The sequence below is a fragment of the Photobacterium malacitanum genome (genome assembly GCF_900185615.1).
GTDB lineage: Bacteria > Pseudomonadota > Gammaproteobacteria > Enterobacterales > Vibrionaceae > Photobacterium > Photobacterium malacitanum.
The window spans coordinates 558844-579971 of the sequence record NZ_FYAK01000001.1; the positions used below are offsets into that span (position 1 = coordinate 558844).

The window sequence follows — 21128 nt, forward strand, 5'->3', positions numbered from 1 at the left end:
TTATCAAGAATAACTTTTTGACATTGAGGTGACACTTTAAAACACCATAAGCGTATTAATTGTATAACAATAAAAGTTAGCCAATTTTGACTAACTTTTTCTATTTTATACCTCGTCAATAAATACCATCTATTTAAAGGTGCATCATGGCCGCTAATGCCTCGTCAACCGTTACATTGTCACGACAACAACAGCAACAAACTATTTTGCGTGTGTTACTTATTAGTTTGTTAATGGTGTTATCTGGATATTATGTTTGGGTACTTTATAAAGCAATAACGCCTAATGTCAGCCTTGCTTATAAAGCATACTATATTAAAAATCAGACCTTATATTGGCAGCCTAAACAACCTAACCTTGCGCTAACATTACCAACCACCCTAAAAACAACCAATAATGTGCCAAATTTATCTCGAGCTGGCTGGAGTTTTGATACCAACAACAATATGCGCCAGCTATCGCAGCAAGGTGGTTTATACTTTACATTACCGAATGTGCCTGCAACCAATGTTAAGATTACCTTTACCTTAGCAAAAATGCAGCAACAGCTAAAACCACTGACGTTTACCTTTAATCATCACCAAGGCACATTATTACCACAACCACAGGGAAATACACTGGTTGCTCAACTGCCCAAACAACAATTTTTAGCGACTTCAAAACAATTACAATCATTCATATTAACTACGCCAACACCATTACAAGTTACGACAATAAGTCTAACACCAACGAATGTAGATACTTTACCTCTGCCACATAGTGCTGGCTCTTTTAATCAAAAAATTGGGAACGTCGAATGAATCATAAACCAAACCCACTTGATTACCGTTTATCGCTTATTGTGCCTGTTTATAATGAAGAGGTTGCTATTGAACCCTTCTTAGCGGCTATCAATGACAAACTCAGCAGTATTCGTTCACACATCGACATTGTGTTTATTAATGACGGCAGTAAAGATAATACGCGGCACGTTATTGATAAAATGATTGAACAAGATCCAAGTATCTCATTGGTCAATTTTGCGCGTAATTTTGGTAAAGAGGCCGCAATGACTGCGGGTTTAGATTACGTTCAAGGTGACGCTGCCGTCATTATGGATGTTGATTTACAAGATCCACCTGAAGTCATTTTAGAATTTGTCGATCTATGGTTAACGGGTAACTATGACACTATTTATGGTGTTCGTGTTGATCGCTCACAGGATACTTATGCTAAACGCCTGACAGCTGGCGGCTTTTACCGCTTCTTTAACTTTTTATCAGCTGAAACCACGTTACCAGAAAATGCAGGAGATTTTCGATTAATTAATCGCTGCGTCATTGAAACAGTGAAACAATTACCTGAACGTAACCGTTTTATGAAAGGCTTGCTTGCGTGGTCATCATTACGTGCTATTGGGGTAAATTTTCAGCGTCCAGAACGTCTTGTTGGCGACACCAAATTTAATTACTGGAAGCTGTGGAATTTTGCAATGGATGGCATCACAAGTTTTACTGCTTGGCCATTACGCGTTTGGGGCTTTGTCGGTTTTGGGATTTCATTTTTATCTTTCATCTTTTTAATGTACATCGTTATTAGTGCACTCTGTTTTGGCATCCATACCCCTGGTTATGCGTCTACTATTTCTGTGGTGCTATTTTTAGGCGGTATTCAGTTGATATCTTTAGGTGTAATTGGTGGCTATGTCAGCCGTATTTATACTGAGCTCAAACATCGACCAATCTATTTAGTTGAAGATGTGTATGGCAACTATAAAAACAATCCACCACCATCAAATAATCAATCTCACACGCAAACAACGTTAAATAAACCTAGTCATCATTATGAATAACTCTTTACTTAAACATTTTTGGCAACTTAACCGTTTCGCTATTGTTGGATTATTAGCCACCGCGGTGCATTTGTCGATTGTGCGCTTGTACTTTTTTCAAATGACACACCCCTCAGAATATATTGCCAATATTCTTGGGTTTGCTGTCGCTTTTCTGGTGTCGTATTTTGGCCATCGTCATTTTACTTTTGCCCAAAAAGGCTCATTTTTTAAATTCTTAGCTGTGTCTCTATTTGGTTTTTTAATTAATAACCTTATTTTGGTGACATTGTTACAAACGGCGCATGTAAAAGGATGGATAGCAGTCACTATTTCAACCTTATGTGTACCAATCATTACTTTTATTTTATCGAAATTTTGGGTCTTTAAATGAATCCCTTATCTATTACAGATATTCGTCTTTCCCGCAAAGATTGGTTAAATCTGATCTTTGCTGTCATTGTTAGTCGTATTGTTATCTACGCCCTTGGTCTGTGGGGGGTAAATATGTTCATGACGGGGCATTATGCAGAGCAGCCTTTACTACAAACCGTTTGCCGTTTTGACTGTGTATGGTTCTACCGCATTATTGATAATGGTTATGATCTCGTTCCGCAGTGGCTAGGTCAAAAAAATGCTGCAAATTGGGCGTTTATGCCATTACAACCCTTTCTCGGGTGGGTATTTTCGCACTTAACCACCTTTGAAAATCCAATTAATAACTATCGCTTTGGATTAGCATTTGCGTCTAATCTCGCATTTTTATTTAGCATTCCAATGGTATTAATGGTGCTCAAACAGCTAAAACTGAGTGCAGCAACACGTTCTACCATGGTGTGGGCATTATGTTTTTCACCCTATACGGTTTATTCCTCAGCAGGTTATACCGAGCCACTTTTTATTGCATTAGTGGCTGGCGTGTTCTTATTTAGCTATCGCCAACAGTGGTTTTGGGTCGCTATCTTAGGCATGCTTGCAGCTGTAACTCGTAACCTGGGTGTATTCTTAGTATTTCCGGTGTTAATTATTGCAATTCAACACTATGGTATTCAACGTTTCTTACGCTTTAAAACACCTGCATTAAAAGTGTTAGCGGCTATTTGGGTGATCCCTATTGGCTTTTTTGGCTTTATGACTTACATGTATTTCCATGTTGGAGACGCACTTGCATTTGGTCATATTCAAATAGCTTGGGGGCGTCAACTGACTAATCCATTTCATTGGCTAATATTTGGTTTTGAAACGGGTGGCCCGAAATTATATCTCACCATTGTTGCGCTACTTTCATTTGCACTTAATATTTACTTGGTAGTACGTAAATATTATGCCGAAGCGCTATTTATGTTTATTTGTTTAATACTGCCACTTTCATCAAGCCTTAATGCCATGCCACGTTACGCATTTGGCCTGTATCCAACCTTCCTTGGATTAGCATTACTTGTCGAACGTTACCCTAGTATTAAAACGCCAATGCTGTGTATTTTTAGTGCCGCCAGTACCTTTATCGCAATAGGTTTCTTTGGACATCACTTTTTTACCGTCTAACTCAGTCTCCTTACTGTAAACTTAAGCTAACGGCCTTGATTCTTAGTTATCGAGGCCGTTTGTTTTTATATGCATAAAGTGTTAAATATTGCTTGGCTTTGTTAGTTTTATTTATATAATCCAGCCAGTTTTAGAATGCATTAAAAATAGTACCTAACGGCTATTTATTCCTCCCCTTTTATTTCTTCACTTTTGGAGCCATGCTGAGTGCAAAACTACACCAAAGAAACCACACAACTGCTCAAACTTGCGATACCCGTTTTAATTGCCTCTGTTGCCCAGACATCAATGGGTTTCGTTGATACCGTTATGGCTGGTGGCGTTAGTGCAACCGATATGGCTGCCGTTGCAGTTGCTGCAAGTATTTGGCTACCTTCGATTTTATTTGGCGTGGGTTTGCTGATGGCGATTGTTCCTATCGTAGCCCAACTGAGTGGATCGGGTAAAAAGGACAAAATCCCCTTTGAAATTCAGACGGCTTTTATTCTTGCTGTATTGATTTCTATTCCTACAATGTTGATTTTGTACAATGCAGGGATTTTAATCCATTACATGGATGTCGAACCGGTACTTGCTGAAAAGACCGTTGGCTATTTACATGCGGTATTATTCGCAGTACCTGCATTTTTATTTTTCCAAACTCTAAAAAGTTTCTCTGAAGGCTTATCGTTTACTATTCCTGGTATGGTGATTGGCTTTTTAGGTCTTTTACTGAACATTCCGCTTAACTGGATCTTTGTTTACGGTAAATTTGGTATGCCTGCACTGGGTGGTGTCGGCTGTGGCGTTGCAACCGCTATCGTATATTGGTTCATGTTTTTTGCCATGCTCGCGTTTGTTCTAATCAATAAACGTCTTAACAGCTTAAATGTGTTTGGTGTGCTCTATCCACCTAAATTTGCCGCAATCAGCCGCTTATTTAGACTTGGTTTTCCGGTGGCAGCATCATTATTTTTTGAAGTGTCTCTATTTGCGGTCATTGCTTTATTGATCTCACCTCTTGGGCCAATGAAAGTGGCTTCACACCAGATTGCGATGAATTTCTCATCGTTGGTGTATATGTTACCAATGAGTTTAGCGGCTGCTGTCAGTATTCGAGTTGGCCATAAAATGGGCCAGGAAGATATTATTGGCGCTAAAATTGCCAGCCATTGCGGATTGATTGTCGGCACATCATTAGCATTTTGTACGGCAATTTTAACAGTAATTTTCCGTGAACAAATTGCATTGCTGTATACAGATAATCCTGAGGTTATTATGTTTGCAGGTCAACTGTTGTTATTAGCCGCTATTTACCAATGCAGTGATGCGGTACAAGTTGTTGCCGCTGGAGCACTACGCGGCTATAAAGATATGCGCGCGATCTTCGTTTGTACTTTTATCGCTTATTGGCTTTTAGGACTACCGATTGGCTATATTTTAGGAATGACAGATTTGATAGTAAAACCAATGGGACCTGAGGGTTTCTGGATTGGCTTTATTCTTGGCTTAACATCTGCCGCAATCATGCTTGGTATGCGTATGCGTTGGGTACATAAACTTGACCATCAACGACAAATTGACATGTCATTACGTTAACTGTCAGTTGTATATTAGTAAAAAAGTGATCTAAGGATCGCTTTTTTTTTGTCTAAAATTGTTTAGTTGCATATGCTTAATATACTGTAACCAACGCTAGAGTATAATGAAAATATCATTTTTGGTGCTTTGTTATGTATTGCTACTTACTGGCTGCAAAGAAAACACCACAGAAGTATTATTAGATACTTACCAACAACGACTTGCTAACGTATTAAAGATTACGCCAGCAGAAACATCGCGGTTAAATTTACCCGCCCTTCCCGCCGCCCGCTCTCTCAAACAGCCTGTTGCAGATATTCGTATCGGATTATTAAATGCATATGAATTACGTCAATGTGGTTTATTTCAGTTAATTGCAGAGCGTAATTCGATATTAGGCAAGGTACAGGATCAAACTCGCCAACTGCGTTATGAATTATTATTTTTAAAACAACTCAATCACTGCCTGAACGTTATTGATAGTAGTGACCCTCTACAGTCTCAATTAAGCGATATTTATCATCAAAAGCAACAACAATTACCACGCGTAATCTGGAATATGGCATTTACAAGTCAAGAGTGGCGACAGCAATTTACCTTAGGTCATCAAGTACTAGAACAACAGCAATTTAGCGGTTATATCGAAAATTTAGCGGCATTTGATTATTTAGCAACATTAACAACAGCTGTTACTTCAACGAATATGTCACCGGCATTGGCAACACTGACAACAAAAAATATTGATCTTCTGCTTTTTCATCAGCAGCAAATTCATAATAAACACTATATCGGGCAGCTGTTTTATTCTATGGCACATATAACAGCAGTACTTAATAGCATTACAACTCAACTAAATCAGCACGAGAAAACAGTGCTTTGCGGCAAAAATATTAATAACCAACAGGCGCTATATTTACGTAACGTTTTTTATAAATATTACGTCACGGATATTCAACCTTATCTCAGTACATTAAAATCTCAATATCAACAGCTGCAGCCTTATTTACATCGCTTCTACACCACGCTCGTTAAATACCATATTCAACCACCATCAGCGATGACTTTATACGCTGATGATTATTTTGATGGTGATCTACAGCATCAATTTCAACAAGCTATTCTTGATCATGTCGCTTATTGGCAACGATTATTTGAACGTTGTCAATTTAAGGTTGGGCATCAATAACTTGCTACCAACCTCAATTATCATTTTTGTTACTATTAGTTCATTTTTAGAATAGGTAAGCTAGACTACATTGTAGAGGTTAAGGGAGATAACAATGAAAAAACATAAAAACGAAGCAAAACTTTTAAAAAAAGCATTAGAACTTGGTTTCGCCTTTGCAAAAAAACAAGGATTTAACGATTTAGATCGCGGTGTAGGTTCAACAGATCGTGTTGAATGTATTTATCGCTTGCTAGTAGAGTGCAAACAGATCACGCCTTTAGCTGTCGATAAAGAAGATGGCGTTAACATGAAACATAAACTGGTGTTGTGGATTAGCCGTCTATTACCAGAAAACCACGAACTGCTTCAATAATTCAATTGTATTGCCACTAGTCCTTTACTGGTGGCTCTTACAGCTAAGAATATGCGCGATCTCACATTCGGCTATTTATCCACCACCAAATTGGCTATTGTGCAAGCAAACGCACTGAATTTACTAAAAAACTCCATTTAAACACTTGCCTAGATTACGGTGACTCGCTACTATGCTTGTCATTCGCTGATTACATTAAAACAGTAATTAAGCTTAAATTGCTCGCTTAGCTCAGTTGGTTAGAGTACTTGCATGACATGCAAGGTGTCACTGGTTCGAGTCCAGTAGCGAGCACCAATTTTAAAATAAACGGCTTGATTGCGGTTTATCGCTGTACAATTTGCTCGCTTAGCTCAGTTGGTTAGAGTACTTGCATGACATGCAAGGTGTCACTGGTTCGAGTCCAGTAGCGAGCACCATTTTAAAGTAAACGGCTTGATCGCGGTTTATCACTGTACAATTTGCTCGCTTAGCTCAGTTGGTTAGAGTACTTGCATGACATGCAAGGTGTCACTGGTTCGAGTCCAGTAGCGAGCACCATTTTAAAGTAAACGGCTTAATCGCGGTTTATCGCTGTACAATTTGCTCGCTTAGCTCAGTTGGTTAGAGTACTTGCATGACATGCAAGGTGTCACTGGTTCGAGTCCAGTAGCGAGCACCATCTTTTAGATATAATCAAGCCTGCTTTTTAGCAGGCTTTTTTGTGTCTGGATCATAACAATTGCAATCAGTAGCACTGATTAGCGACAACCGATCAGTAATTAGGTAATATTTATATCAATTATAATAATTGATGATATAACATGAAAATTACTATTGATGGCGGCTCATTTAAAGTATCTGTTGATACCGAATTTGAAGGCTTACTCAGTGAAGCAGCAGCGGTTTTTGATGAAACATTAATCCAAGCTAAATCAAACGACAAAGCTATTTTACGCTTCCTACAGATCATTCTTGAACATCGTGAAAGCGATGATGCAATTGGTTATGCTGTTCTCGGCTTACTGGGCTGGTATAACGCCGCAATTAATCCTGTGATAGATAAAGACATTGAATTAAATTTACCCCAAATCGTACCGCATTTACTCAATCCTGCAGGGGATATCAATGCAACTAGCGACAATGAAAAAACAACATTCAAACATTGATTAACGCCCTCCTATCATTAAAAAGCCACTCATCAAGAGTGGCTTATATTATTAATATCTCTATTAGTCACTTTTCTTAGTAAACCTTAACCGCCGCCAGTATTTACTTATATTCCATTGCCTTACTTTTGCCATTTCCACATAAGCAATTGGCACAACAAACAACGAGAATATCGTTCCTAATATTAATCCGCCCACCAACACCAAACCAATATTAATTCGACCTATTGAGCCTGGCCCGATTGCAAATGCTAATGGTAGCGAACCAATTATCATTGTAAACGATGTCATTAATATGGGTCTTAGACGTGATTTAGCACTAACAAGCGCAGCTTCATACGCATTTAAACCATGATCTTGTTGCTGCTTATTCGCAAAATCAACCAATAAAATCCCATGCTTAGTCACCAACCCAACCAATGTTAACAATCCAATTTTCGAGTAAATATTAAGGCTTTGACCAAAAGCAGTTAACGTTAATAAAGCTCCCACTAAACACAGTGGCACTGTTAACATGATAATTAAAGGCTCAATAAAGCTTTCAAACTGTATGGCTAAAATTAAGAAGACAAAAATCAATGCCATCGCAAAAATTAGTGTCATACCATTTGAAGAATCTTGAAGATCTTTTACAACACCATTAAATTGATATTGCTGACCTTTTTGCAATAAATTAGGCACTTGATGATTCACAAATTGCTGCACATCGCTAGCACTGTAACCCGGCATTAAATCTGCTGTAATTTCCGCACTATCAAGCCCCATAAAGGTTTTAATATGAGACTCTGCCGTTACTTGCTTAATGGTCACAAATTGCGATAACGGTAGGGCTTTTCCTGTTTTTGATACAACATATAATTTATTTAATATCTTAAAATCACCCAGTGACTGTTTATTTACTTGCACTTGAATTGGGTAGGTATAGCCATCGGCCATTTTTAAATCTGCTGCTTTTACTGATCCTAAGAATGTCGATACTGCGCTAGTGACATCTGCATAATCAACATCTGATAGCACTACTGCATTTTGATCAATTTTCAGATCAAACCGTAATAAATCACGATGTGTTGAGTTACTGACATTTGAAACCCCCGCATAACCCTCAAGTGCTTTCTCAACCTTAGATGCAGTATCACTTAATGCTAATGTGTTTTTATTAAGCGTAGTAAGCTCCAGTACTAAACCTGACGGTAAATTAAGGTTATCAGCTGACCGAACTGACATTGATACACCATAAGCCGATACTGTCGCTTTCGCTTTTGTCATTAATCGACGAATAATTTGCTCGATATTTTGCTTACGTTCATTCCATGGTTTCAGTATTAGATGATTTTCAGGAGTCGATTCAATATAGGACATGTTCGCTTCAATGGCAGGATCACCATTAAACACACTATTTAACTGAGCATTATTTTGAAGATGATAAGCTCGCCCTACTCCTGATGGTGATTTAGTCGATACTGAAATAAACCCTGTATCTTCAATTGGCAATAACGTTTTAGGCATCCACCATACTGCAGCAGTTGACACGCCAATAAGTAATATTGCAATAACAGCTAACCACTTTTTCTGAGTGAAAACAAATTTCAATAACTGTAAGTATTTAATTATTAGTTGTTCAACTTTAGCTTCAACCCACACAAACCAAGTTGGTGCTCGAGTGACAGGCTTTAATATATAAGCACTCATCATTGGCGATAATGTTAATGCGATAACGCCTGAAATAAGCACTGCCGCAGCAAGCGTAAAAGCAAACTGGTGAAACAAATCGGCGGTTAATCCCGACATAAAACCTATCGGACAATAAACCGTCGCTAGCGTTAAAGTCATTGCAATAACAGGAGCGACAATTTCCTTACTACTTACTATCGCAGCCTCTAATGGCTTTTTACCTTGCTCTATATGACGAAAACAATTTTCAACCACGACGATAGCGTCATCAACAACCAAACCAATAGCAAGAATTATCGCCAGAATCGTTAATACATTAATGCTAAAACCCAAGGCCGCCATCACTGCAAATACGCCGATAATACACACAGGGATCGTAACCAACGGAATAAGTGCAAATCGAATTGAACCCAAAAACAATACGACCACTGCTGCCACTAATACAATCGCTTCAATTAAGGTTTTAAATCCTTCATCAATTGATGCCTTAATAAAATCAGCTTGGTTATACACCATTTTCATTTCAATAGTGCTAGGAATCGTCATTGATGCCATTGCCGCTTTAACTCGCTGCGCGACCACAACTGGATTCTCACTTTTTAGCGGCAATGTCTGAATTGACATTCCTAACTGACCATTAATATGCAATATTGAGGGGGTCAAGCTGGCGTCATCTTTAACTACATCGGCAACATCACCAACACGCACAATATTGCCACCCTCGTAACGCACCACTAAATTGCGTACATCAGCAACACTGCTGACTGAACTCACAGGGTTTATGGAAAAATCACGCACTTGACCCTGAATTGTTCCAGCAGTAAACGTGGCATTATATTTACTCAAGGTACTCACCACATCGGTAGCTGTAATACCAAGTGCCATCATCTTTTCTGGATCAAGCCAGACATGAATCGCTTGGCTACTCCCGCCGTAAGGCCCCCACACACCACCGACTCCAGATATATGACTAAACTGAGGAATAAGTTGCTGACTGATAAGATCATACATTTGCTGCTTGGTTATTTTTCCCTTTGCAACAAAGGTAATAATATTACTGGGTAACGCATTCTCTGAAGAATCATCTGTCACTACAGGCTTATCGATCATACTTGGAGGAAAATTATTAATCGCCTCGACTTTACTACGCAAGTTATTCATTAAACTGGCGTATTTCACATCTGATACATTATCTTTAAAAAAAACTTTTAACGTACACGTCCCTTGCTGACAGTCAGTGTTCATATTTTTAACAGATTCAAGCCCTGTCGCTGCAGAAATAAGTTTATCCGCAACGTTATCTGACATGAATTCAGCACTTGCACCTGAAATACTCGCTGTCACTGTCGCGTTTGGAGCACGATGTTCTGGAAAATATTGCACTGGTAGACTTTGTAATGCCGCCATCCCTAGCAACACAATCGCAATGCACAGCACACACGAATAAATCGGATGTTTAATACAAATCTCAGGCAGCTTCATGCTTAGCTCCTTGATTTGAGCTTGCTGTTATTTTTTGCATTGGCTTATTTAAGGACGAAGCTGGATTTGTGTTTTTTGGGGGTGAAGATAATGGTAAAACTGGCGTTGTAGGTACTGTGGATGTTTGAAGTTTAACCAAAGAATCTGGCTTTAAGTTTTGCTGTCCTGCAACGACAACTTTATCATTAACACTAACTCCTTGTTTAATAGCAACATAACCATCATTGGTGTTATCACCGAGAACAACAGGTTGTTGTTTTACGCCCTTACCATCATAAAGCCATACATAACGCTTATCGCCATCAATAATGACTGCGGTTTGAGACACAATAGGATAAGTGACATTTTTTGCCGAATGCTGTGTCACTTTAGCAAACATACCAGGTATGAGTAATTTATCGGTATTTTTAATATTTGCTTGAACATCAATACGGCCTGATTGCGAATCCACTTCTGGAGCAATGTAGTTAACGACACCTGTGAAACGTTTATTTTTATAAGCATCAACAGAGATAGTGACCTGCTGATTGGGTGCTGCTTGAGCCAACTCTTGCTGACTAATAGAATAGGCAACTTGTACAGGATCGTTTTTGATTAATGACACCACAACATCATCAGAGCTAATACGACTACCAATAGAGTATTTAAAATTTGTCAGTCGGCCATTAAACGGGGCAATTAATTGATAATTGAGTAAATCATCTTTTTTTTGTTGTACATCTACTTGTAATAAATGGGTTTGTAATTGTTGATTCTCAATATCTTGCTTTGATATCGCATCTGGCTGTTTTTGAATTAGGGCTAACATACGATGTAATTTAGAACGCTCAATCGCATATTGTGTTTCAGCTTTTTGCAGCTCAGCTTTGGGTTGCGTACTATCAAGCTTCGCGATTACATCTCCTTTATGGACATAAGCACCATCAGCAAAACATTTTGTTATTAATTTTTCAGATGCACTAAAGGTTAATGCTGTAGAATCTACAGCGGTAATTTTACCGACTTCTTGAAAGTCTTGGTTGAAGGTTCTATTTTTTATATTCTGAATTTTAATTGGAATTAATGATGTTTTTACCGATTCACTTGCCAGCGACGATAATGTTGTAAACATCATTGGAAGAACCAATATACCCATCAAAATTCTGCTTTTATACTCCATAATAGTGCTCTACTTCATGTAATTTATACCCTCACAATATCAACATTGGCTCACTGTTCGTTAAAATAGTGTCAATATATAAAAGCTATTTATAACTAACATAACAAATACTTGCCTTGTGAATATATTTGCTTATCTTAAAAAGGTCATAAAAAAAGCGGTGATCGCTCACCGCTTACAGTCGTTTTATTAACGATAATTATTCAGATACAACCATTCAACTAACTTAACGTGATACGTTTATTATTTTGCAGCGCTTTACTCTCAGAGCTTTTAAATGTTTTGTTCTCACTTTGAATAAAATAGACCGACAAATTTTGTTCATTGGCAACAATTTTACCCTCAACAGGACCTAAACATAACATTGAGGTTGCCCACGCATCACTAACAATCGGGTTATGACCAAATACAGAAGCCGACACTAAATCATGGGTTACTGGTGCACCCGTTCTAGTATCTAAAATATGGGAATAATCTTTTTTACCATCTTTAAAATTATGGTGGTAAGTGCCAGAAGTATTTAATGACACGCCATCTTCCGCATTAATATTAACGATAGTATAAGGACGAATACCGTCTTTTAATGCTATTGGCTGTTCAATCGCGACCCGCCATTTTTGACCTTCAAGTTTGCGACCTTTAATTTTCATATCGCCGCCAAACTCAACTAGATAATTATTAACGCCATCAGCTTCTAAAATTTTACTTAGCTGACTGATCGCATACCCTTCGCCCATTGACGATAGATCCACTTGTATCTGAGGAATGGTTTTTCTGATACGTAAATTTACTGGATCAATGTCGATCTTATCAATGCCAATATCTTTTTTTATCGCTGCTATTTGTTGAGCTGTCGGCACATTAAGCGTCTCACCTTGAAACCCCCACAACTTATACAAAGGCTGAATCGTAGGATCATAACAACCGTGACTATCTTTATTTAATTTTTTCGCAAGCGACAACATATAAATGAAATCTTTAGAAGCGGGTTGCCATTCGGTTGATGTACTGTGATTAAACTTAGAAATATATGAGTCATTACGATAAGTTGAATATTCTTTATCGATCGCAGCCAATTTTTTATTAAACTGTTCGGTTACCTTCGCAACAGGTACATCTTGTTTTGACCAATATGTCACATGGTAACTAGTACCTTCAGCAAAGCCTGTGATCTTGTGTAATTTTGGCGCTTGACTACAACCAGACAACAGTACGATAGCAGATAACGACAACGCGGCAACATAGCTTCGCTTTGACAATAATTTTGGCGAATAGGTGAACATAAAACGACCTTAGCTCTCTAAATAATGGTCGAAGTCTAACAATAGCGCCGAAAGATCGCTAGGCTATAAACAAATAATGCCATATCAAGATATACCAAAAGAGCATATCTTTTGATGATGAGCTTAATCTAACGTTTTCTTAAATCTAATCGACGCGACGATTAACCCAACAATGGTGAATATAATTAACCATAATGTATCACGCCACAAATCGACTAAATCTGCACCTCGTAACACAATGCCACGAATAATACGGATAAAATGGGTGGTTGGTAATACTTCTGCAATCCATTGGGCGACAACGGGCATCCCTTCATAAGGGAACATAAACCCTGATAGTAAAATTGATGGCAATAAAATAAAAATGGTCATTTGCATCGCTTGTAGCTGCGTGGTCGCTTTGGTCGAAATCACCAGACCTAAGGTTAAACTCGCAACAATAAACAACAACGTTCCAAGAAATATTTGCGTTAATGCGCCATTAATTGGCACATCAAAAATGATATGTCCCAATCCTAAAATAATAATGGATTGAATAAGACCAATAAATATATATGGCGTGATTTTGGCAAGCATTAATTCTAAAGGTTGAATTGGGGTAGTAATTAATAATTCTAAATTACCCTGTTCTCGCTCACGAACAATGGCAACCGAGGTAAATAAAATCATTGTCATGGTCAGTATTACTCCAAGTAACCCTGGAATAATATTAATTGCAGATCGCCGTTCAGGATTAAAATACAGCGTTACCTCAAAGTTATTCGGTTGCACTTTTCGTTGTGCGATCACTGCTGTTAATGGCATTTTTTGTAATTGCATGATGGTAGAGCTAATCAATGCATCAGATCCATCAACAAGCCATTGCCCTAGTGGTTGATGAGTTGCTATTCGTCGTTGAAAATCAGACGGAAGCACCAATACCGCTTTTACTGTGCCATCCATAATCGCTTGTTGCCCTTGCTGAGGTGTGGCATAACTCGCTATAACATCAACAACCTGTGTTGCTTTAATTGATTCCACCAGCATACGTCCAGTCGCAGAGTGGCTCTGATCAACGATTGCAGTAGGTACATTACGGACATTGGTATTGATCGCGTAACCAAATAATAGCAATTGAATTAATGGGATCATCACGATCATACCAAAGGTGATACGATCCCGACTTAGCTGTCGTAACTCTTTGCTAACAATTGCATTGATCCGTAACAGACTCCACCATAAGCGAGTGATCATTGTCGTCTCTCTCCTGTGCAGGTTACAAAAACATCCTCAAGGCTTGGTCGACTAACTGTTATCGTCGCTGTTGCTAAAACGGGAATTTGTGTTTGTAACCAACCAACAGGATCCTCAACCCCCTTTGACACCAACACCCGTAGCCTCACTCCAAGTTGAGCGGCAGATCTAACTTGAGGTAATTGTATAATTTGCGCTTTCAATTGACGTAATTGCTGGGCTTCTATTTCAACAACCGTCACTGCCATCGCCGCCATAAGTGCATTTGGTGTACCGTTAGCTCTTACTACACCGGCTTCCATAATAGCTAAGCTGTGGCACCGTTCCGCTTCATCCATATAGTGTGTCGTGACTAAAATTGTGGTGCCTTGATCCGACAGATCAAATAATTGTTCCCAGAAATCACGTCGATTTTCAGGATCAACAGCAGATGTTGGCTCATCAAGAAGTAATAAGTCGGGTTGATGTATAGTGGCAGCAGCTAATGCTAAACGCTGTCGCTGGCCACCACTTAATTCACCTGCTCGTCGTTTAGCCCGCTGATCAAGCCCATAAGTGATTAATTGTTGTTGAACACGTTGTTGTCGTTGTGCTCTTGACATACCAAAAATCTGTGCCATAAATTCAAGGTTTTCTTGAATGGTTAGATCTTGATATAACGAAAATTTTTGGGTCATATAACCGATACGTAACCGCAATTGTTCGGCTTGACGCGGAATCTCTAATCCAAGCACATTTACATTGCCAGTGGTTGGGGTTAATAATCCCGTTAACATTCTTAATGTGGTCGATTTACCGCAACCATTAGGGCCTAAGAAACCATAAATTGTCCCTTTAGGTACCATTAAATTCAGATTATCGACCGCAACAAAATCACCAAATTTTCGACTTAGATTCGTTGCAATAATCGCATTATCGTTCATGTGGCATCTCCACTTGAACCGGCACCCCTGCTGGTAAATCCCGGCCATTTTCAGGAAAATCAACTTTGGCCAAATACACTAACCGCGCTTTATCACTACCATTGAGAGTATAATAAGGTGTAAAAGAAGGCATGGTTGCTATCCAACGTACTGTGCCTTGAAAAGGCTGTTTAATACCATCCACATGTATCGTTAATGTATTGCCTGCTTGTATATTTACACGATAAGGTTCTGGTACATAAATACGTGCATAAGGGGTTGTGAAAGGCGTAATAATTGCAATGGTTGCGTTAGCAGTAACCCGATCGCCAACATGATATGGCAGACTTTCAACAATACCATCGCGCGTGGCGATTATTGTATAATCTTGCAAAATTTGCTGTTGCAGTGTCACATCATTGATGGCTACCATTAATGCAGCTTGAGCTTGTTTGATATCTTCAATCCGTTCGCCACTGACTATTTTTTTCAGCCCATTAATTGCTGTTTGCAGTTCAGCTTGTGCTATATCACGTTGCGTTTGAGCACGATCACGCTCAGCCGTTGACACAACCTTTTTAGCAAATAAGCGTTGTATGCGTTGGTTATCTTCACTTTTATCGAGAAAATTTGCCTGATATTGTTCTACTTGGGCTTGAGCTGCGGCAATATCTTCAGGACGAGCGCCATTGGTTAAACGCTGTAAATAAGCTTGTGCTTGCTGCTTTACTGCTTGCGCTTTAGCAACTCGCGTTTGTTGTTGTCGCGATTTCAGCGTTGCAACTACCTGACCTTTTTTAATTGCACTGCCTTCAGCAATAGGTTGCGAGGTGATAATTTCATTTGCTGTTGCTGTAAGGGCTATCTGATCACGTTCAACCGTGCCAAGTGCTAAAGTGGCAGCTTGATCATTACATCCCGTAACTACGCCAAATAAGGCAATAAAAATACAATAACGCGGTAATACGTATTTCATAATCAGCTCCATTGAACTCAAATACTATCCCTTTAACTGATCATATCACTGCTAATTTTCAGCACTCACACAGATGCAAACTGACATAAGAGATAGGTTTTTACCAAACATGTATATCAATATTTAGTCGCAATAATATCAATTACAATAGTCATTTATCTTGTCATAACATATATTTGTCTGCTTTATAACCAGCAAAGTATTTAAAAAATTACTAAATGATTAATTACGCATTTTTTTATATTGCTTAAATAGCCTTAAGCATCGATATTAATTTTAACTACCGGCACTTAAATACTACAAGATAGCAGCTAAATAAGCTTATAATTCTTAAACTTATACTGCTAACATTTCAATATTGGACTAAAAAAATGTTTAAAAGTATTTATCGTTTACTATACTGAATCCTTATTACCATTTTTGGTAATCAATATGTCATTTTTGCCTATATACCAACGTAAGCTACAGGCTCTAAAATGCTACTCTTTTTTTTTTTGAATACCGCATTGCTTGCTGTTTTATAACACATTTTGCGGACTTAACCTGAGGGCCTTTAATGGGCGATATCGCAAAATCTGCTGCAAAACTAAGCGTTTTCTCGATAATAATGATCACGATAACCTCGGTAGATAGTATCCGCAATTTACCAGGTGCAGCACTCTTTGGCAGCCATGCCATTTCTTTCTTTTTATTAGCAGGATTATGTTTTTTTGTACCAACAGCATTAGTCTGTGCAGAAATGAGCACCACTTATCCTAAACAAGGTGGGGTTTATCTATGGGGTAAAGAAACATTAGGACCTAATTTTGGGTTTATTACAGTTTGGTATCAATATGCTGAAAATATTGTCTATTATCCACCATTGATCTCATTTATTGTTGCGACTGGTACTTACCCATTTTTCCCTCATCTAGCAGAAAATAATATCTTTATGCTAGTGATGATTAATGTAATCTTTTGGGCACTGACCCTAGTTAACATCTTTGGCTTACGTCTATCATCACTGATCACTAATGTTTTTGGTATGATTGGTCTGATCTTCCCTATTTTGCTTATTATTGCATTAGGTGGCTATTGGACATATACCAACCCAGAATCATCACATATCTCATTACGTCATGTTTCAGATTGGCTACCTGATTTCTCTCAAAGTGGTATTGGCGCAAGTTTCACTGCCGTTGTGTTATCGCTTACCGGCATTGAAATCACTACTGCTTATGCAAATGAAGTTAAGAACCCACAAAAAGCCTATCCTAAAGCATTATTAGTTTCGACTATCATGATTTTAGTATCGCTAACGGCTTGTTCATTATCTATTGCAGCGGTTGTTTCACACAATAACTCAAGTTTAAGTGAAGGTATTATTCTGGCATTTAAAACCTTCTTTGAAGATATGAATTTACCTTTCTTATTGCCTGTAATTGCACTGGCAATTGTATTTGGTAGCCTAGCTAGTTTGAATAACTGGATCATTGCTCCAACTAAAAGTTTACACGTTGCAGCTAAAGATAAGTTTATGCCAATACGCTTATCTAAAGAAAACCGTAATAAAGCACCAGTGCCACTACTACTACTGCAAGGTGCTATTGTTAGCTTATTATCGCTAGTGTTTGTATTAGTGCCCAATGTTAACCAAGGTATGTGGTTACTTAATATTCTGATGACGCAACTTTACATGGTAATGTACATTTGTATTTTCATCAGTTTCTTAGCATCACGTCGTAAACATCATCATATTGAGCGTCCCTTCCGCGTGCCTGGCGGAAAATTTGGTATGATCATCGCTTCAACTCTTGGTTTAATCAGCTGTTTCATCACTATTTTTGTTTCTTTTGATGTACCATCTAGCATTAACAAAAGTACAGCTGCAATTGCATTAATTTCAGGGTTTATTCTTTTTAGTCTTCCAGCGATTGTTGCTATTATTTATCGTAACAAGCAGCTCAAACAGGCTTAATTACTCAAATAATCATCGTCTATAGCGACACAAAAAAAACCGCAGCATTAGCGCTAATGCTGCGGTTTTTTATATTATTACACCTATTAATGTAGTGCTTCATGATGACGTAATTCACGCAAATATCGATAAATGGTATGTATAGAAATGTTCAGCCCTTGAGCTGCAATCTGCGCACTATCTTTTAAATCAAAAATATTCATTTCATTTAACCGTGTAACAATTTCACGGCTTTTCTTTGAGGGTGGAATACTATTATCTCCCATGATCTGAAGACGAATAGATTCTATGGCGCTATGCATCATTTCATCGTTATTTCGCGCAAACGTTTCAGCAGTAAAACTCTGATCACAATGAGACGTGATATTGGGTAAGAAAGATTGGATCATCGATTGAAATGGTGCATCTAAATTGGTGTTAACACATAGCATACCAATTGGGTGTTGAAGATGATTACGAATAATAGTCGTAATTGAATGTAATGTTTTACCATCAGGGCACTTAGTTATATAAGCATCTGAAATATCTTTGCCTTCATTCAGTTTAACTAAGGCAAGATTGGTAATCGGTGCTCCCACTTCTCGTCCGGTAATATGCCCATTCACTATTTTGATTATCGATGGATGACGAATATCTAAGCTATGCAGTAATACTTCTGTATGTTCACCTCGCATTGCAGCAATGCCATCAACAATATTCTCAATTGCATGAAGAATATGGTAATCACTTGGCGTTAATTTTCGTAATAACATTCATCACTCCATTGGCTAAATTATAGATACAAAAAAACCGCCTTCTACTCTCATCACTTTCATGAATAAATATAGTTCAGGCGGTTAAAATGCAGCGATTATGCAGACATAATCTTAATTATTGTTCTGTCAGTATTTGCCATACCTTCAGTAACCATACGACCCACATTACGGATCGTAGTTTCAACATCATTAGCAACGATACCTTGAGCATGTACCCCATGGTTATCAATTGCCATTAACGAGCTCATTACAGCTGAACTAGTTGAACTCTTCACTTTCATCGCACATGTTGATTTAGCGCCATCACAGAACATACCTGTGGTATCACTCAACGTATTTTGAATAGCAAAACAGATTTGTTCAAACGAGCCACCTTGCAGATATGTCATTGCCATAGATGCTGCTGAACTTGTTACTGCACAACCACAAAAAGGTGATAGTGGTGGATAAAAAGACTTCATGTAAATGGCACCTAAGTGACTCATGATAAGTGCACGCGCTAGTTGCTCATCAGTTGCTTGGCAATGATCTGCAAAAACAATCACAGGCATAGATGCACAGATACCTTGGTTACCACTACCATAGTTACTCATTGCAGGTAATGTTGCGCCTCCCATTCGCGCATCAGACGCAGCAGCTGAACGCATTACAGCACGATTAGCCAGACCATCACCTAATAGGCCATTTACGATGTTCTTTTGGTAAGTACGGCCGACTTGCAGTCCATATTTATTATTCAAACCTTCATTAGAAAGCGCAACCGTAAGTTCACGTGCTTGTAGAATAAACTCAATATCTGCAAAATCGGCTTCTGTTGCAAACTCATAAATACCTGCAATAGAGATATCGATATCATCACATACAGAAGCGGTGGATTTTTGCTGTTGCTCACAGCCATTTAAAGCAGTTGTATCATAAACAATCTCACCGTTTAGCGTCTTTTTAATGATTTGTGTATGACCACCACTAATTTCGACAGTAGCAATACTGTTACCCGCTTTTGCTTCTGCATAACAATAAATAAACTCTTCAACATCCTTACGGCCTACGTGTACTTTACCGGCATCAATAAGTTGTTGAGCTTTTTCGACATCTTCAGCTGTAATATTAACTAAAACTTCAAGACCACCTTCAGGGTTACCACCGATAGCACCTACAGCAGAAGCAATTGGCAAACCAATCTTACCTGTACCTGGAACAAACACACCCATCGAGTTCTTAAATAAGTTGTCTGAAACCTTAACTGTTAATTCTTCAACTTCTTGACCCAATAATTGGGCAACAACAGCTGAAGCATAGGCTGCTGAAATAGGCTCAGTACAACCAAATGCGGGTTTAACTACAGTGTTTATGATTTTTTTGTATTGCTTCCATTGTGTATTCATATTGATGACCCTTAATGGCACTAATTATTTTAGTTATTATTTATGAGTAAATTATTTGCGGTATGCAATTGCTTCAATTTCAACCAATGCACCCATAGGTAAATCTTTAACAGCAAAGCAACTACGTGCTGGACACTCTGTTGTAAAGAATTCTGCATAAACTTTATTGAAAGCAGCAAAATCATCAATATTTGCTAAGTAACATGTCGTTTTAACAACAGTGTTCATATCACCGCCACCAGCTTCTAGTACAGAACGTAAATTTTCTAGAGATTGACGAGATTGCTCAGCAACACCACCAGCAACAATGCCACCTTTCTCTTTACATACAGGTAGTTGCCCTGATGTGAAAATCAATTCACCAAATGCATTACCGTGAGAATAAGGACCAATTGCGTCAGGTGCGTTTTTTGAAGTGATTACTTTTGACATGTTTTTTATCTCTCTATCTAAAAATCAAATTTAGTTTAACCTTTAACTTTGAAATTGTGCAACTTTATTTGCGCGCAATATTGGAATCATATGTTCCACTTTTAAATAAATAGCAATTATTCGTTACCAATCAAGGGTTAAGTTGCACTTTAATTAAAAAATAACTAAAAACAGACAGAGAGTATCGTGTAATGTCTTGCAACTTGCATTGCAAACGTCATTTAAATCAAATATATTTGCATAAAATAAAATAGCAAAAAAACACCGTAGACTTATTTTCTGCAATTAT

18 protein-coding genes and 4 tRNA genes are annotated in these 21128 nt (G+C 38.2%); 13 read left to right on the plus strand and 9 right to left on the minus strand.

Annotation, left to right across the window (positions count from 1 at the left end; genetic code table 11):
- The first annotated feature begins 146 nt into the window (after positions 1 to 146).
- The 12 genes from PMAL9190_RS02455 (at position 147) to PMAL9190_RS02510 (ending at position 7604) form a co-directional block, all read left to right on the plus strand.
- On the plus strand, positions 147 to 800 hold the full coding sequence (locus PMAL9190_RS02455) for a riboflavin synthase subunit alpha (RefSeq protein WP_087843765.1): 654 nt from the start codon (positions 147 to 149) through the stop codon (positions 798 to 800).
- On the plus strand, positions 797 to 1831 hold the full coding sequence (locus PMAL9190_RS02460; RefSeq protein ID WP_082955601.1) for a glycosyltransferase family 2 protein: 1035 nt from the start codon (positions 797 to 799) through the stop codon (positions 1829 to 1831). The genes PMAL9190_RS02455 and PMAL9190_RS02460 overlap by 4 nt, the downstream gene beginning before the upstream one ends.
- Entirely contained in the window at positions 1824 to 2204 is a 381-nt protein-coding gene (locus tag PMAL9190_RS02465; RefSeq protein WP_065166133.1) for a GtrA family protein, read from the plus strand. Before PMAL9190_RS02460 ends, PMAL9190_RS02465 begins: the two co-directional genes overlap by 8 nt.
- A complete protein-coding gene (locus PMAL9190_RS02470; RefSeq protein WP_065166134.1) occupies positions 2201 to 3355 on the plus strand; it encodes a hypothetical protein in 1155 nt (384 codons plus the stop codon). Before PMAL9190_RS02465 ends, PMAL9190_RS02470 begins: the two co-directional genes overlap by 4 nt.
- Positions 3356 to 3562: 207 nt before the next feature.
- Positions 3563 to 4933: an MATE family efflux transporter gene (locus tag PMAL9190_RS02475; protein WP_087843766.1), complete on the plus strand. Its 1371-nt coding sequence runs from the start codon at positions 3563 to 3565 to the stop codon at positions 4931 to 4933.
- Positions 4934 to 5039: 106 nt separating this feature from the next.
- Positions 5040 to 6101 carry a DUF3080 domain-containing protein gene (locus PMAL9190_RS02480; RefSeq protein WP_065166136.1) on the plus strand — a complete coding sequence of 354 codons (1062 nt, stop codon included), beginning with the start codon at positions 5040 to 5042 and terminating at the stop codon, positions 6099 to 6101.
- A 94-nt stretch (positions 6102 to 6195) separates the two neighbouring features.
- Positions 6196 to 6456 (plus strand): DUF5062 family protein, encoded by a 261-nt coding sequence (locus tag PMAL9190_RS02485; protein WP_065166137.1) that lies wholly within the window; start codon positions 6196 to 6198, stop codon positions 6454 to 6456.
- Between the two features lie 220 nt (positions 6457 to 6676).
- Positions 6677 to 6753, plus strand: a tRNA-Val gene (locus PMAL9190_RS02490).
- Between the two features lie 45 nt (positions 6754 to 6798).
- Positions 6799 to 6875 (plus strand) — tRNA-Val (locus PMAL9190_RS02495).
- 44 nt (positions 6876 to 6919) lie between these two features.
- A tRNA-Val gene (locus PMAL9190_RS02500) sits at positions 6920 to 6996 on the plus strand.
- 44 nt (positions 6997 to 7040) lie between these two features.
- Positions 7041 to 7117, plus strand: a tRNA-Val gene (locus PMAL9190_RS02505).
- A gap of 142 nt (positions 7118 to 7259) precedes the next feature.
- The gene (locus tag PMAL9190_RS02510) at positions 7260 to 7604 is read left to right on the plus strand and encodes a hypothetical protein (protein ID WP_065166138.1); all 345 of its coding nucleotides are present in this window, start codon (positions 7260 to 7262) and stop codon (positions 7602 to 7604) included.
- 63 nt (positions 7605 to 7667) lie between these two features.
- Here the strand turns inward: PMAL9190_RS02510 and PMAL9190_RS02515 are convergent, their stop codons facing one another.
- The 6 genes from PMAL9190_RS02515 to PMAL9190_RS02540 form a co-directional block, all read right to left on the minus strand.
- Positions 7668 to 10757 carry an efflux RND transporter permease subunit gene (locus PMAL9190_RS02515; RefSeq protein ID WP_087843767.1) on the minus strand — a complete coding sequence of 1030 codons (3090 nt, stop codon included), beginning with the start codon at positions 10755 to 10757 and terminating at the stop codon, positions 7668 to 7670.
- Positions 10744 to 11871 carry an efflux RND transporter periplasmic adaptor subunit gene (locus PMAL9190_RS02520; RefSeq protein WP_235004266.1) on the minus strand — a complete coding sequence of 376 codons (1128 nt, stop codon included), beginning with the start codon at positions 11869 to 11871 and terminating at the stop codon, positions 10744 to 10746. Before PMAL9190_RS02520 ends, PMAL9190_RS02515 begins: the two co-directional genes overlap by 14 nt.
- 266 nt (positions 11872 to 12137) lie before the next feature.
- Positions 12138 to 13199: an FAD:protein FMN transferase gene (locus PMAL9190_RS02525; protein ID WP_087843769.1), complete on the minus strand. Its 1062-nt coding sequence runs from the start codon at positions 13197 to 13199 to the stop codon at positions 12138 to 12140.
- 123 nt (positions 13200 to 13322) lie between these two features.
- Positions 13323 to 14432 (minus strand): ABC transporter permease, encoded by a 1110-nt coding sequence (locus PMAL9190_RS02530; RefSeq protein ID WP_087843770.1) that lies wholly within the window; start codon positions 14430 to 14432, stop codon positions 13323 to 13325.
- The gene (locus tag PMAL9190_RS02535; RefSeq protein ID WP_087843771.1) at positions 14429 to 15355 is read right to left on the minus strand and encodes an ABC transporter ATP-binding protein; all 927 of its coding nucleotides are present in this window, start codon (positions 15353 to 15355) and stop codon (positions 14429 to 14431) included. The genes PMAL9190_RS02530 and PMAL9190_RS02535 overlap by 4 nt, the downstream gene beginning before the upstream one ends.
- Positions 15345 to 16310, minus strand: a complete 966-nt coding sequence (locus PMAL9190_RS02540) for an HlyD family secretion protein (RefSeq protein ID WP_235004267.1) — start codon at positions 16308 to 16310, stop codon at positions 15345 to 15347. The genes PMAL9190_RS02535 and PMAL9190_RS02540 overlap by 11 nt, the downstream gene beginning before the upstream one ends.
- Positions 16311 to 16866: 556 nt before the next feature.
- Between PMAL9190_RS02540 and PMAL9190_RS02545 the strand changes: the two genes are divergently transcribed.
- Positions 16867 to 18267, plus strand: a complete 1401-nt coding sequence (locus PMAL9190_RS02545; RefSeq protein ID WP_087843773.1) for an APC family permease — start codon at positions 16867 to 16869, stop codon at positions 18265 to 18267.
- An 86-nt stretch (positions 18268 to 18353) separates the two neighbouring features.
- Here PMAL9190_RS02545 and PMAL9190_RS02550 read toward each other — a convergent pair whose 3' ends face one another.
- From PMAL9190_RS02550 to PMAL9190_RS02560, 3 genes are all read right to left on the minus strand, one after another.
- A complete protein-coding gene (locus tag PMAL9190_RS02550; RefSeq protein WP_087843774.1) occupies positions 18354 to 19019 on the minus strand; it encodes a helix-turn-helix transcriptional regulator in 666 nt (221 codons plus the stop codon).
- 98 nt (positions 19020 to 19117) lie between these two features.
- Positions 19118 to 20407, minus strand: coding sequence for an L-cysteine desulfidase family protein (locus tag PMAL9190_RS02555; RefSeq protein ID WP_087843775.1), 1290 nt, complete (start codon positions 20405 to 20407; stop codon positions 19118 to 19120).
- A 51-nt stretch (positions 20408 to 20458) separates the two neighbouring features.
- The gene (locus PMAL9190_RS02560; protein WP_087843776.1) at positions 20459 to 20839 is read right to left on the minus strand and encodes a RidA family protein; all 381 of its coding nucleotides are present in this window, start codon (positions 20837 to 20839) and stop codon (positions 20459 to 20461) included.
- Positions 20840 to 21128 lie beyond the last annotated feature (289 nt).